Annotated in this window: 12 protein-coding genes; 3 read left to right on the top strand and 9 right to left on the bottom strand. The window is 72.9% G+C overall.

The annotated features are described in order from the left end of the window. Positions 1-17: 17 nt before the first annotated feature. The 3 genes from HS045_RS19680 to HS045_RS19670 all read right to left on the bottom strand — a co-directional run bounded on the left by HS045_RS19680 (position 18) and on the right by HS045_RS19670 (position 2,284). Positions 18-200: a hypothetical protein gene (locus HS045_RS19680; protein WP_196452927.1), complete on the bottom strand. Its 183-nt coding sequence runs from the start codon at positions 198-200 to the stop codon at positions 18-20. After that, entirely contained in the window at positions 182-1,060 is an 879-nt protein-coding gene (locus HS045_RS19675) for a hypothetical protein (protein WP_196452926.1), read from the bottom strand. The genes HS045_RS19680 and HS045_RS19675 overlap by 19 nt, the downstream gene beginning before the upstream one ends. A 180-nt stretch (positions 1,061-1,240) precedes the next feature. Continuing rightward, the gene (locus tag HS045_RS19670; RefSeq protein WP_196452925.1) at positions 1,241-2,284 is read right to left on the bottom strand and encodes a hypothetical protein; all 1,044 of its coding nucleotides are present in this window, start codon (positions 2,282-2,284) and stop codon (positions 1,241-1,243) included. 81 nt (positions 2,285-2,365) lie between these two features. Here HS045_RS19670 and HS045_RS19665 point away from each other — a divergent pair, with 81 nt between their 5' ends. Beyond that, positions 2,366-2,959, top strand: coding sequence for a TetR/AcrR family transcriptional regulator (locus tag HS045_RS19665; protein WP_196452924.1), 594 nt, complete (start codon positions 2,366-2,368; stop codon positions 2,957-2,959). A 139-nt stretch (positions 2,960-3,098) separates the two neighbouring features. Here the strand turns inward: HS045_RS19665 and HS045_RS19660 are convergent, their stop codons facing one another. Continuing rightward, positions 3,099-3,743 carry a hypothetical protein gene (locus tag HS045_RS19660; RefSeq protein WP_196452923.1) on the bottom strand — a complete coding sequence of 215 codons (645 nt, stop codon included), beginning with the start codon at positions 3,741-3,743 and terminating at the stop codon, positions 3,099-3,101. A 525-nt stretch (positions 3,744-4,268) separates the two neighbouring features. Between HS045_RS19660 and HS045_RS19655 the strand changes: the two genes are divergently transcribed. Further along, on the top strand, positions 4,269-4,697 hold the full coding sequence (locus HS045_RS19655) for a MarR family winged helix-turn-helix transcriptional regulator (RefSeq protein WP_196452922.1): 429 nt from the start codon (positions 4,269-4,271) through the stop codon (positions 4,695-4,697). A 163-nt stretch (positions 4,698-4,860) separates the two neighbouring features. Here HS045_RS19655 and HS045_RS19650 read toward each other — a convergent pair whose 3' ends face one another. Together HS045_RS19650 and HS045_RS19645 are read right to left on the bottom strand one after the other, a co-directional pair. After that, positions 4,861-6,672 (bottom strand): non-ribosomal peptide synthetase, encoded by a 1,812-nt coding sequence (locus HS045_RS19650; protein ID WP_196452921.1) that lies wholly within the window; start codon positions 6,670-6,672, stop codon positions 4,861-4,863. A 50-nt stretch (positions 6,673-6,722) separates the two neighbouring features. Beyond that, positions 6,723-7,454, bottom strand: a complete 732-nt coding sequence (locus tag HS045_RS19645; protein ID WP_196452920.1) for a thioesterase II family protein — start codon at positions 7,452-7,454, stop codon at positions 6,723-6,725. Between the two features lie 149 nt (positions 7,455-7,603). On the opposite strand from HS045_RS19645, the gene HS045_RS36225 reads away from it, so the two are divergent. Then, positions 7,604-8,836, top strand: coding sequence for a cytochrome P450 (locus tag HS045_RS36225; protein ID WP_196452919.1), 1,233 nt, complete (start codon positions 7,604-7,606; stop codon positions 8,834-8,836). Here the strand turns inward: HS045_RS36225 and HS045_RS19635 are convergent. From HS045_RS19635 to HS045_RS19625, 3 genes are read right to left on the bottom strand one after another with little or no spacing between them, the layout of a single operon-like run. Further along, complete coding sequence (locus tag HS045_RS19635; RefSeq protein WP_196452918.1) at positions 8,776-10,647, bottom strand: non-ribosomal peptide synthetase; 1,872 nt, start codon at positions 10,645-10,647, stop codon at positions 8,776-8,778. The two genes, HS045_RS36225 and HS045_RS19635, sit on opposite strands and share 61 nt — an antisense overlap. A gap of 16 nt (positions 10,648-10,663) precedes the next feature. Further along, on the bottom strand, positions 10,664-12,289 hold the full coding sequence (locus HS045_RS19630; RefSeq protein WP_196452917.1) for a PhpK family radical SAM P-methyltransferase: 1,626 nt from the start codon (positions 12,287-12,289) through the stop codon (positions 10,664-10,666). Beyond that, entirely contained in the window at positions 12,289-13,035 is a 747-nt protein-coding gene (locus HS045_RS19625) for a DUF2306 domain-containing protein (RefSeq protein ID WP_196452916.1), read from the bottom strand. Before HS045_RS19625 ends, HS045_RS19630 begins: the two co-directional genes overlap by 1 nt. Between the last annotated feature and the right edge of the window lie 102 nt (positions 13,036-13,137).

Raw genomic sequence — 13,137 nt, 5'->3', positions numbered from 1 at the left:
AAAGAGGCCACCTAGTGTCATGTTTCCCTCGGGAGCCGCTCCCGCGAGGACGGGCGTGCGGCGCCGTGCGGGTAGTCCTTCGGGGCGACCTCGTCGTGCAGGCGCACGCCCTTGCCGTTGAAGCCCACCAGTGCCCGGACGAGCGGTACGGGCGCATGGCCGACCAACCGCACCCCCTGGATCAGGCCCCACGGCCCCATGCGGCCGCCGGGCAGGAGCCGTCCGGCGGCGCGGACGGCGAAGGCCCGGCTGCCCCGCACGTAGTCGCCGATCCGGTGCTCGTAGGCCGCGAAGGCGCGCGTGTGGTCACCGCCCGCCTCGGCCGGCTCACCGGCCAGGACGTAGGCGCCCACGACGGCCAGGCTGGTGCTGCCGCCGACCGCGGGACCGGGGCGGTAGCCGGCGTCTCGCCCACCAGGCTCACCCTGCCGCGCGACCAGGCGGCCATCCGCAGCCGGGTGACCGAGTCGAAGCAGAACGCCGAGGCGCGCTCCGGTTCCCCGCCCAGCAGCCGGGGGACCTCCCAGCCCATCCCGGCGAAGTGCCGGCGCAGCAGTTCTTTCTGCCGGTCGACGTCCCGGTGGTGGCAGTCGAGTTCGGCGCCGGGACGGAACAGGAAGAACGCGCGGGCATCGTCCGAACGCGCCGCGCCGTACACGGCGGCCATTCTGTTCACGCCCGTGACGCCCTCCACCCGGTTGCGCAGGCCCAGGTAATTGGGGATCGACATGACGGCCAGGTAGGCCCCGATCCAGGTGGAGAAGCGCGACTCGGGGCCGAAGACCAGGCGCCGGACGTCGGAGTGCAGTCCGTCGGCTCCGATCACCAGGTCGAACCTGCGGGCGGGCGCCCGCTCGAAGGTGACGTCGACGCCCTCCGGGTCCTCGGCCAGGGCCGTGACGGAGTCGTCGAAGAGGTACTCGGCGTCGTGCCGGGTGGCCTGGTGGAGGATCTCCGCGAGGTCGTCGCGCATGATCTCGACGTGCCGGTCGGAGACGGCGCGCATCAGCCTGGACAGCTCCAGTTCGTACGGGCGCCCGTCGTCCTCGGAGCGGAACACGAGCCGCTCCCTCCACCGCCGCGCGGATCCACGCGACCGTGGCGCTCGGCGGCATGTCCGACTGGCGTGGTGGAGCACGCCCCCCTCCCCCTGGAGGAGGTGAAGCCCGCCGCCGTGGAGGCCGCGCTGGCCGCACTGGCCGCCCTCGCCTGAAAACCGGCCGGGCACGGCCCCCTCCGGTCAGCAGGCCTCCGGCCCGTCCCGCCGGCCACCGGCCGGGCTCCGGGTTCCCGTCCAGGCCAGCAGGGCGATCACTCCGGCTTCGAGGGCGACCAGCCCCACCCGGTCGGCGACGGTGCCGTAGCCGTGCAGGGCCGCCTGGACCAGGCCGATCACGGGCGGCACGGGAAGCAGCCCGGCGGCCAGCGCGAAACGGCGCCGCTCGTCCCAGCCGCCGTCGCCGATCCGCCGATGCGACGCAACCAGCGCGGCGGCGGCGATCGCGACCGCCGCCCCGACGGACACCGGCTCGGGCACCGGGCGGTGGCCGGACGCGGCGGGGACCATCAGCACCAGGAGGAACGTCGACCCCGCGGCCGCGCTCGCCAGGGCGACCGCCCAGGGGGCGGGCGTCCGGGCCGTCCCCCGGGCGGTCCTCGACGCGCGCGCCGCGCGGGAGGCGCGCCGCCCGCCGCGCGCCGGGAGCCGGACGGCGATGCGGACGAGCGCCCCGACGGCGAGCGCGACGCCCAGGGACCGCGCCACCGGGACGGGGAGGCCCGGCGCGATGCGGCTGCGGACGAGCACGGCCACCAGGACCACCCCGGCCGTGAAGGCCGCCGCCGTCACCGCCAGCCCGGTACGGCCCAGCAGCGGCCGCGAGCGGGTGGCGGGGAAGATCAGGTCGCACAGCAGGATCGGCAGGGCGATGCTCCAGACCGCGTGGTAGACGAGTACCGCCAGGGTGAAGGTGACGTGGGCGCCGAGCAGGCGCCCTCCGGCGGCGCCCCAGCTCGCCGCCTCGACAGCCTGAGGATGGAAGATCGCCTGGACCACCAGGCCCTCCTCCAGCAGGGCGAAGGCGAGCCCCAGGAGCAGGACGGCCGACCGGCCGCCCCCTCGGCGGACGGCGGTCTCGCGGATGAGCACGGCGGCTCCGCCGTACATGGGGACGAAGAACACCAGCCCGGCGATGCCCGTCAGGGGTGTGGAGCCGGACAGCACCTCGGCCACCAGGGGTGCGAGCAGGAACAGGGTGATGACGGGCGAGCGGGTGGCACTCATGGCACCCCTTTGCAATACGATCGGATTGTGAAATGACTCCACCTTATGGCAATCCGATCGGATTGCGAAAGGACGGCGGGAATGCCCAAGATCGTGGACGCCGGGGAGCGGCGGCGCGAGATCGCCGAAGCGCTGTGGCGCCTGGCCATGCGCCAGGGGCTGGAGGCGGTGAGCCTGTCGGCGGTGGCGGCCGAGGCGGGCGTCTCCAAGGGCAGACTGCAGCACTACTTCGCCAGCCGGGAGGAGATGCTGCTCTTCGCGGCAGGCCACGCCGCCGACCGGCTGCGCGAGCGCGTGCGACGGCAGCTGGCCGGGCAGGCCGCTCCCCCGCCGATGGCCGCGGTGCGGGCGCTCCTCGTGGCGCTTCTGCCCGTGGACGAGGAGAGCCGCACCGGTGCGCTGGTCAACGTGGCGTTCTTCATCCGCGCCCTGGCCACGCCCGCGCTGTCCGGCGCGTTCCGGCAGGGCTCCGCCGAACTGCTCGAGACGATCAGCCGCTGTCTGCGCGATGCCCGGCAGGCCGGAGAGCTCGCCGCCGGGATCGCCGTGGAACAGGAGGCGAGGGTCCTGCTGGCGCTGGCGGGCGGGCTCAGCTCGGGCATGCTCATGGGGGACACCTCGGCGGAGGAGGCGGCCGAGACGCTCGACTACCACCTGGCCCGGCTGCGGCTCTGAGCCTCGCCCGGCGGACCGCCTCAGCGGGTGGCGGATCCCCGGCCGGGGGCTCCCGCCCTCCCGGTGACGCGCAGGGCCCGGCACGCCGGGGAGGCCTCACCTGCGGGCGGGGGGCGCGGAGTCCGCGCCCGTGATCCGTTCACCTCGCGTCTCCGTCGTCGCCCGGCGGTCCCGTGGCGGGCTCGATCTCCGGTGGCGCGGCGTCGTCGGCGGCGAGCCGGCGCAGCCGGGTGATGTGATCGAGCTGCCCGGCCAGGCGGGGGATGGTGGCCGGCGGCAGATAGGCCTCCGCGCCGGCGTCGAGCAGGCGCCGGACCGGGCCGTGGTAGCTGACCCCGAGCTCGTCGTCGTCGATCTCGGTGATGATGACCCGGGCTTTCGGGAACATCGACCGGAGGTTCGCGATCAGCTGAGGGCTGACCGGCGGCGTCAGCAGTACGTCGGCCGTCGTGGGAGCCGCGTGCATGTCGAGCACGACGTAGTCCGGGCCGAGCCGGTCGGCCAGCGCCACCCGGGCAGACGCCGACAGCTTCATGGCGGTGGCGACGACCGTCGCCTCGTCGTAGTCGGCCGGAGGCGGCTCGTCGGCCTCCCTCGGGGTTCCGGGATCGACGACGGCGCCGCGGAGCACGCGCCGGGTGCCGGTGATCGCGGCGATCGGCTCGCCGCCCCGCGTGACGACCAGTTCCTCGCCGGGTTCGAGGGCGTCGACGAGCGCCGCGACGTCCTCGGGAAGACGGGTCACGTCGATCGACCGGGCGGCCCGCGCACTGCGCCTCGCCATCAGGAGCCGTCCTCGCCGTAGTGCCGTCGCGGCTGCCGGACGTCCGTCATCCGCTTCCGCCACAGCCGGTCGACGGCGCCGGCCGGGCCAGCGGTTCGACATTCCACACCGATCACCCTAAAGACTCCGGCGTCCCCCCGAAGATTCCGGCTGACGTTCAGCCGGCGGTGACGCCGGCGACCGGGACCGGCGTCACCGCCGGCCGCAGGGATCAGCCGGCGATGACCTTCTCCTCGGGCGGTTCGTAGCGGCGTCTGCGGTCGCGCAGCGCCGGCGCGGAGAACAGCGCGGCCGGGCCGACCCGTCCGGCGAACATCAGCGCGGCGACGAGGATCCGCCCAGGCGGAGGTGAGGTCGGCGGTGATGCCGGTGGACGATCCCACCGTGGCGACGGCCGAGGCCACCTCGAACAGGACGGGGTGGGGCCGGAGATCACGCCGGCGGAGGACTCCCGAACCCCGGCCCGGAGCGGCCCCTTCCCACGTATGGTTGCATCATCGAACCATCTGGTTGTACGGTCGAACCGTGGCGGATGATCGCGAACTCCAGGAGGCCGTGGTCCGGTTCGTCCGGGCGTTCGGCCTCCACCAGCCGGACAAGACCCCCTGCGGGCAGCCCGTCCCGACCTCGGAGGCCCACGCGCTGGGCGAACTGGCCAGGGACGGCGCGTTGCGCCAGAGCGATCTGGCGCACCGGCTCCGGCTGGAGAAGAGCACCACCAGCCGCCTGGTCACGCAGCTCATCAACCGCGGCTGGGCCGAGCGCACCCCCGCGCCCGACGACGGGCGCGGCGTGCTGGTCCGGCTCACTCCGCACGGGGTGCAGGCCGCAGGCCGGCTGGCCGAGGCCCGAGCGAAGCGGTTCTCCGCCATTCTGGACCGCGTCCCCGAGGGCGAGCGCGCCGGCGTGCTGCGCGCCCTGACCATCCTCACGGAGGCCATGGATGAAACGTGAGAATCGACGCACCCGGATGCCTCCCGCCGTGCTCGCCGCCGTCGCGGTCACCGCCGGCGCCGCGACGACGGCATACGTGCTCACCGGCCGGGGCGAGCAGCAGGCGCCGGCCGCCCGGCAGCCCGAACAGCCCGCGCCCCGCCGCACGCGTCGGCACGCATGGTCAAGGCGTATGGAGCGAGCGGCCCCTCGCCCCGCCGCGGCGAGCCGCATCCGCGGTTCCGGCGGGATCGGATCTGACCTGGTCGATCGCCTTGGCGAGGTCTTCGACCACGCTGTTCTCGAAGACCACCTCGGGGGGAAGATCGGTCTGCAGATCACGGCGGATGCACATGCGGCCGCGGGCGGCGAGGAGGGAGTGACCGCCCAAGCCGAAGAAGTCGTCGCGGACGCCGATGGATTCCACCCGAAGGAGTTCCTCCCAGAGCCGGACGAGGTATCGCTCGGTCGCGGTGCGCGGCGGTTCGTACGCGCGCCGTCTCCGAGACCGGTCCTCGGCCACCTCCCGCAGCCGCGCCCAATCGCGCTTGCCGTTCGCATCCAGTGGCATGGCGTCCAGGGCGACGATCTCGGCGGGGACGTAGGCGGCGGGCAGGCGTTCGGTGAGGAAGGCGCGCAGGCGGGCCGGTGAGAACTCGTCGGCCGCCGGGATGACGAAGGCGACCAGGCGCAGGCCGCCGTCCTCCCCCGCCGCCGCCACGGCCGCCTCCCGCACCTGCGGGTGCTCGTAGAGCGCGCGTTCCACCTCTGCGGGCTCGACCCGGTGACCGGAGATCTTGACCTGGTCGTCGACGCGGCCGAGGTACTCCAGGGCTCCGTCGGGGCCGGTCCGCACGCGGTCGCCCGTGGCGTACATGCGGCTGCCGTCCGCGGCGAACGGGTCGGCGATGAAGCGCTGCGCGGTGTGCCCGGGCTGATCCAGGTAGCCGCGGCCGACGGCGGCACCGCCGACGTACAGCTCCCCGCTGGACGCGGGCGCGAGCCGGTCGTCCAGTACGTACAGACGGGCTGAGGCCGTCGGGTGCCCGATGGGGACCCGGGTGCAGTCCTCAGGCGGATTCCGGACCCGCTGGGCGGTGCAGGCCACGGTGGCCTCGGTCGGGCCGTAGAGGTTGAGCAGGTCGCCGTCGAAACCCCCCTCCCGCAGCTCACGGCAGGTGTCGGCGAGCAGCACGTCCCCACCCGAGCACAGCACCCGCAGGGAGGCGAACGCCTCGCGGTCGTGGCGGGCCACGTGGTTGAGCGCGATGGCCGGCGCCAGCATCACGGTGATCCTGTACCGCCGCAGCTGCCGCCGCAGATCGGCGCCGAGGAGATCGGCGAAGGCGGGCATCACCACCAGCTCGGCACCGCCGGCCATGCTGCGCAGCAGTTCGAAGGTGAAGGTGTCGAAGGACAGGTTCGACGCCTGCGCCATCCGGTCGCCCGGGCCCACCGCGGGGAGAACCGCGTCCTCCGCGAAAGCGACCATGTGCCGGTGCTCCAGCACGACGCCCTTGGGCCGTCCGGTCGATCCCGAGGTGAACAGGACGCAGGCCGCGCTCCGCGGATCGACGTGGACCGCCGGGGCGGGGGCCGGGGCGAGCACGCGCCAGTCCAGCTCCGCCACCTCCACGGGCGACCCGGCCGCCCGCCGGGCCGTGTCGGGATCGGCGAGCAGCAGGCGCAGGCGGCCGGCCTGCACCATCCGCTCCCGCCGCCGCTTGGGATAGCCGACGTCGATCGGCACGTACGCCGCTCCCGCGCGCAGCACACCGAGCACCGTTACCACGGCGCCCACGCCACGCGGCACGTAGACGCCGATCCGGTCCTCCGCCCGCACGCCGAGCCTGACCAGTTCATGCGCGACGGCGTCCACCCGGTCGGCCAGCTCCGCGTAGCTGAGCCTGGTCTCCTGGTCGCTGACGGCGCTCAGGTCCGGATGGGCGCCGACGGTCCTGGCGAGAAGGTCGTGGATCGTCGCGGGTACAGACACGGGCTCATCCTCTTCGCAGAACGGGGTCGTCGGGTCGGAGCAGGGTCCGGTCACAGTTCGAGGTCGTCCTCGATGACCTTCCTGAGCCCGCTGGGAGCGGCCAGGAAGTTCAGCGGGTCCCCGGGAAGGACGTGCACGCGCGTCTCGCCGTACTCCCGCCACCCGGCCAGGTCGTCCGGTCCCACGTCGAGGTCGTCCTCCCAGCCGATGGCGCTGACCGGCGCGCCGATCGCCTTGGCCGGGGGCGCGTGGTCGAGGCACATCCGCACGTCCCCGCGCAGCACCCGTACCGACAGCGCCACCAGCTCGTCCGGGATCGCGCCGTCACCGAGGTCGCCGGCGACGCGCCGCAGCTCCTGCTCGATGCGGCGGTCGGACATCCACGGGTGGTAGTAGCCGTAGAAGCCGCGGTCGGGTGTCAGGGACGCCGACACGAACAGCCGCTCAGGCGGCCGCGCCCCGATCTCCCGGACGCGGGCGGTGAAGGCGTGCGCGAGCAGTGCGCCCATGCAGTGGCCGATGACCGCGTACGGCCGCACCAGGTAGGGGCCGAGCGCCTCGACCGCGTCCCTGGCGAACGTCTCGAAGTCGCGGTACGGCTCTTCCTTGATCCGGTACTCCCGGCCGGGGAGCTGCACCGGATGCACCTCGGCCTCCCCGATCCGCCCCGGCCACCGGCGCAGCGAGGCCGCGCCGGAGCCGGCGTAGGGAAAGGCGAACAGCGGGAGACCGCCTCCGGCCGACGGCTCCTGCAGCAGCCAGCGCGTGGATGGTCGGCGCACGGGTCCTCCAGAAGTATCGGCTGCCGGCAGACGCTAGCCGGGAGGGGTTAGCCGCCGGTTACGCGTGCGAGCATGAGAGAACCGGCGTAACCGGCGGCTAACCGGGGTGGGTCATGGTTGTGGGCACACGAACCGGAGGCGGATGCGAGGTGTCCCAGGTGCTGCCCGTACTCGACCCGGACCAGGTGGAGACCCTGGACCTGACCTCCCCCGAGGTGCACGCCGAGCGCGACCTGTCCGCGGTATGGCGGCGCTTGAGGTCGGAGCACCCGCTCTACCGGCATCCGCCGATGAACCGCAATCCGGGTTTCTGGGTCGTCACCCGGCATGCGGACGCCGTCCGCGTCTTCCGCGACGGCCAACGTTTCACCTCGACGTCGGGCAACGTGCTGGAGACCCTGCTCGTGGGCGGCGACTCCGCGACGGGCAAGATGCTCGCGGTGACCGACGGTCCCCGCCACACCGAGGTGCGTCGTCTCATCACCGGCGCGCTGACCCCGGCCGTTTTCGACCGGCTGGCCCGGCGGATCGAGGAGCAGGTACGACAGCTCGTGGTGGACGCGCTGGAGCGCGAGGACTGCGACTTCGGCGATGACGTGGCCGCCCGGGTACCGCTGGCCACGATCTGCGACATGCTCGCCGTGCCCGACTCCGACCGCGCCTACATCCATCGGCTCGGCTCGAACTCGGTCAGTTCGCACGGGCCGGCCCACACCTCGGCCGACGGTTGGAACTCCAAGAACGAGCTCCTCGCCTACTTCATCGAACTCGCCGAGGAGCGGCGCGGAGGCGACGCCGACGACCTGGTCAGCATCCTGGCCAACGCCCGCGTGAAGGGGCGGCCGCTCGGCACCGACGAGATCGTCTTCAACTGCTACAGCCTCATCCTGGGCGGTGACGAGACGACCCGGCTGGCGATGACCGGCGCGGTCCTCGCACTGGTGGAGAATCCGGGGCAGTGGCGGGCGCTGCGCGCGGGCGGGGTCGGCCTGGGCAGCGCGGTCGAGGAGGTGCTGCGCTGGACGACGCCGTCGCGGCATCTGGGCCGGCTCGCGGTGGAGCCGGCGGAGATCGGCGGTGGGCGGATCGAGGCGGGTGACATCGTCACGGTCTGGCTGGCCTCGGCCAACTTCGACGAGCGGGAGTTCGCCCGCTCCGAGCGGTTCCTGCTGGACCGCACGCCGAACCGGCACCTGACGTTCGCCTACGGGCCGCACTTCTGCCTGGGGGCGCGGCTGGGCCGCATCCAGCTCGCAGCGACCCTGGCCGCCCTCCGTGACCTGGTCGGCGGCATCGAGGTGACGGGTGACCCCCGGCGCGTCTACTCCAACTTCCTCGGCGGCACGTGCAACCTGCCGGTCAGGCTGACCTCGTCGAGGTAGGCGGCGAGAGCGCTCAGCACGGGCCGCTGGAAGACGGCCACCATCGGGATCGCCCCCACGCCCTTGCGGCGCAGGTGCGCCATCAGCCGGATCGCCAGCAGCGACTGGCCGCCGAGCTCGAAGAAGTTGTCGTCCACGCCCACGTGCTCGATCTCCAGCACCTCGCGCCACGCCTTGGCGACGAGCCGCTCGGTCGGGGTCATCGGCGCCGCATCCGCCGATGCGGAGCCCTCCGGCCTGGCCGGCGGCGGCAGCGCCGCACGATCCGCCTTGCCGTTGACCGTGAGGGGGAAGCGGTCGAGCCCGACGAGCGCGGTGGGCACCATGTACTCGGGCAGGGAGGCGGCGGCGGCGCGCCGTACCAGATCCGCGTCGAACGAACCGGCCCGCTCAAGCATGCAGTAGCCGACGAGACCGGCGCCGCCCGGCAGGTCGTCGCGGATCACGGCGACCGCCTGGACCACCCCGGGGCAACGGCTCAGCACCGCCTCCACCTCGCCCAGCTCGATCCGGTACCCGCGCAGCTTCACCTGGTCATCGCTGCGGCCGAGGAACTCCAGCCGTCCGTCGCGGCCCATCCGCACCCGGTCGCCGGTCCGGTACATGCGCCGGCCGTCTCCCGCGATCACATCGGGGACGAACCGCTGCGCGGTCAGCGCCGGAGCGCCGAGGTAGCCCCGGGACACCCCCGTGCCGGCCACGTAGAGCTCGCCCTCGGCGCCGGAGCCGACCGGCCTCAGCTTCTCGTCGAGCAGGTGGACCCGGACGCCGGGCAGCGGGTCGCCCAGGTGCGGTCCGCCGGTCTGGTCGATCGGCGCGTACGTGGCATCGACCGTGCATTCGGTCGGGCCGTACAGGTTGACCGGTGCCAGGGTCCCGGCCGCGCGCCGCTCCGCCAGACGGTCCCACAGCGCGGGGGTGACGGCCTCCCCGCCGATGAGCAGCCGCAGCGGCGGGCCGTCAGCGCGCTCCGGCAGATGGTCGAGCAGCGGCGCCAGGTGGGACGGGGTGATGTCGAGTTCGTCCAGCCGCTTCTCGGCGATGAGCGCCGCGAGCGCCTGCGGGTCGCCGCGCACCCGGTCGTCCACGAGGACGACGGTGTCGCCCCGGCACAAGCGCGACCACTGCTGCACGGAGGCGTCGAACGACGGGCTCGCGTTCCAGCCGATCCTGGCCGGCGTCGGCCCGACGACGTGGGCGAGGCCGTCGAGCAGCGCGGCCAGCGATCCGTGGGTGACCTCGACGCCCTTCGGGCGCCCGGTCGAGCCCGAGGTGTAGATCGCGTAAGCCCGGTCTCCGGGCAGGATCGCGGCGCGGGCGGGCACCGCTCCGCCCACGGTGCGAGCACACGTGTCCACGGTGAGCACCCGCCTGCCGAGAGCGGGCGAGACGCGGCGGCGGGTGGCGGCGTCCGAGAGGACGAGCGCGGTGCCGGACCGCTCGCACATGTAGCGCAGGCGGTCGATGGGCAGTGCCGGGTCCATCGGCAGGTAGCCGCCTCCGGCGCGCAACGCGCCGAGCAGGCCGACCACGAGGTCGACCCCGCGCGGAAGCAGCAGTCCGACCAGGGATTCGGCGCCGACTCCGCGGCCGATCAGCCCGGCCGCGACCGCGGCGCTGCGTGCGGCGAGCTCGCCGTAGGTCAGCGCGCCGCCGCGGTGGACCAGCGCGGTGCGGTCCGGGCAGGCCGCCGCCACCTCCTCGAAACGGCTGACCACCGAACGCCAGCCCCGGGCCGCCGGATCGGCGGTCGCGGCGGTCGCGGCGGTCGCGGCGGTCGCGGCGGTCGCGGCGGTCGCGGGCAAGGTCATACGGCCCTCCCGGGCGTCAGTAGCCGAACTTGGCCGGTGCCACGTCCAGCGCGGCCACGCCGTCGGCGAATCGCTGCTCCAGGGCGGCCAGCCGTACCGGGTCACCGCCCCGGTTGCGCACCCCCATCAGCTCCTGGCCCGTCCGCAGAAGCCCCATGAGCTCCTGCACGCTGACGCCCTTGCCGTCCAGGTAGGGCAGCGACCAGAAGTCGAAGTCGTACAACGGCAACCACACCGACTCCGTCACGCGCTCGAACATCTCGTCGGTGAGGTCGGCGGCCCGTGAGGAGGACATGCTGAAGTGCGACCAGTCATAGCCCTCGCCCTCGATGCCCAGCAGCTCCTTCTGCCGGTAGATCGGTGAGCGGGGGTTGGCCCACCACGCTTGAGCCCGCCACATGTCGGGGGCGGTCTCGTTGAGGAAGTCGATGGTGTTGCCCACCGTCTTCTCGGTCTCGCCGGGGAATCCGACGATGATCGAGGCGAAGGTGGTGACGCCGCGCTCCTTGAGCCGGGCTATGCCGGTCCTGTACTGGCTGTCCTGCGCGAGCTTGTGCATGTTGGCCAGCACGTCGCTGTCGCCGGACTCGATGCCCAGGAAGACGCCGGCGCATCCGCTGGCGGCGGCCAGGTCGAACGACTCCTCGTCGCGGGCGTTGGAGCAGCGGAAGTAGGAGTACCAGCGCAGGCCGAGGTCCTCGTCGATCATCATCTGGCACATCTGCTTGAACCGCTTCGGCGGCACGTTGAAGGTGTCGTCCACGAAGACCACGTTGCGGACGCCGAGCTCGGCCAGCGCGCGAAGCTCCTTGCGCACCGTCTCCACCGACGCCGTGGCGAGCGCGCCGGCACGTGTCGGATAGTCGCAGAAGCTGCACGTGAACGCGCAACTGCGCGCGGTGCGAAGCTGCGCGGTCGGGCCGATGAGGTCGGAGCCGAAGCCGGCCCAGTCGATCGAGCACTCGTCGAGGTCGTTGGCCTCCGGGCGGCGTCTGGTGCGCACCCACCTGTCTTCCGGGCAGAAGATCAGATTGTCCACGCCGGCGAGGTCGCCGCCGGCGAGTACGGCGTGGCAGAGCTGGGCCAGGCTGTGCTCGCCCTGCGACTCCTGAATGTAGGAGTCGGCGCCCATGGCGAAGAAGAAGTCCTGCACGGCGCCGTTCACGCCCGACCGGCACAGGTTGTCGATGAGAGGGCCGCCGACCACGATGTGACTGGTCGGCGACAGCCGCCGGATGTACTCGACGATCGGTCCGACCGGCAGGATGTTGACGTAGAAGGTGGTCGTGACGGCGACGACGGCGGGCCGCTGCGCGAGCAGCGCGGCCAGCCGATCCCGCTCGCCGGTGAACAGCGAGACGGGTTCGGCGCGCAGCCCGCGCCTGCGCAGGTAGCTGGTCAGATACAGCGCCGCCAGGTTGAACACCTCGCCGACGTGGTACCTGTCGGCGCGGCCGGTGCCGCGGTTCCTGATCCGGCTGAACGCGTCCAGCCACGGCATCGCCGTACCGTCGACCACCAGGTGCTCGGAGCGCATGATCTGGAACTCCGGCGTCCCGGGGCCGGCCCGCTCGCACATGATCCGGTAGTCGTCGAAGTCGCCTTCGTTGTATCCGATCACCACGCAGTCGAGCCCGTTCATCACATCTCCCGTACGGTGCGGCGTTGTTCACGGTCCAGCCACCACTCCACGAAGATGAAGGCGAGCGTCCACGGCAGCCAGGTGACGCTGGCCGAGACCGCCTGCTCCAGGGCGTGCCTGTCACCGCCGAAGGTCGTGTCGAGCTGGTTGGCGAGGATCATTCCGATCGGGAGGCCGAGGAGCCGGTTGAAGATGATCGAGATGGTCAGGGTGAAGCTGCGCACCATCCACCGGCGATGGGCGGCGTAGCGGCCCCGTCGGGCGTACACGAAGCCGTAGGTCGTGACGCTGAACCACAGCAGCGCCAGCACGATGTCGCTCAGCGCGCTGACCGGGCCGAACGGCCAGACCACCGAGATCACGAGCGCGGCGATCGCGGCCGGCCACACGCCGGCGACGACGTAGGCCCGGCCGATGCGGCGATGCGCCCGGGGGTGCCGGCGGCGCAGCCACGGCCACATCTGGAAGACGCAGCCGGTCATGGCCACCGTCGCGCCGAGCACATGCGTCATGAGCACCGGGAAGAACAGGGGGTGCTCCTCCGGCGAGAGCCTGCCCACGTCCGGGTCGAAGGTGAGATATCGCGGGATCGACAGGCCCACGAACACGCAGACGGCGATCGCGAGCACTCCGAGGGCGATGCGACCGCCGAGCCGCCGCTGACGGGTAGTACGGCCGGGGTGGCCGTCCCGCTCCTCGCCGCCGGCCTGTATCGGGCTGACAGGCGACTGCGGTACGTATGACATACGCACAGGATGAACCGCGGCCCTGTCCCACAGGCATCCCTTCTTCATGTGACATCCACGGCCCCGTGCCCGCGGGTAGCTTCGAGTCCCCGGCGAGACGGG

It is taken from the genome of Planomonospora sp. ID82291, assembly GCF_015711645.1.
Classification (GTDB): domain Bacteria; phylum Actinomycetota; class Actinomycetes; order Streptosporangiales; family Streptosporangiaceae; genus Planomonospora.
This window is presented reverse-complemented; position numbering and strand designations above follow the sequence as displayed.

Excerpts from the sequence above, each read along its gene's own strand:
- HS045_RS19680 (WP_196452927.1), bottom strand. The coding sequence starts at position 200 with ATGGGGCCGTGGGGCCTGATCCAGGGGGTGCGGTTGGTCGGCCATGCG.
- HS045_RS19670 (WP_196452925.1), bottom strand. The coding sequence starts at position 2,284 with ATGAGTGCCACCCGCTCGCCCGTCATCACCCTGTTCCTGCTCGCACCC.
- HS045_RS19665 (WP_196452924.1), top strand. The coding sequence starts at position 2,366 with ATGCCCAAGATCGTGGACGCCGGGGAGCGGCGGCGCGAGATCGCCGAA.
- HS045_RS19660 (WP_196452923.1), bottom strand. The coding sequence starts at position 3,743 with ATGGCGAGGCGCAGTGCGCGGGCCGCCCGGTCGATCGACGTGACCCGT.
- HS045_RS19635 (WP_196452918.1), bottom strand. The coding sequence starts at position 10,647 with ATGACCTTGCCCGCGACCGCCGCGACCGCCGCGACCGCCGCGACCGCC.
- HS045_RS19630 (WP_196452917.1), bottom strand. The coding sequence starts at position 12,289 with ATGAACGGGCTCGACTGCGTGGTGATCGGATACAACGAAGGCGACTTC.
- HS045_RS19625 (WP_196452916.1), bottom strand. The coding sequence starts at position 13,035 with ATGTCATACGTACCGCAGTCGCCTGTCAGCCCGATACAGGCCGGCGGC.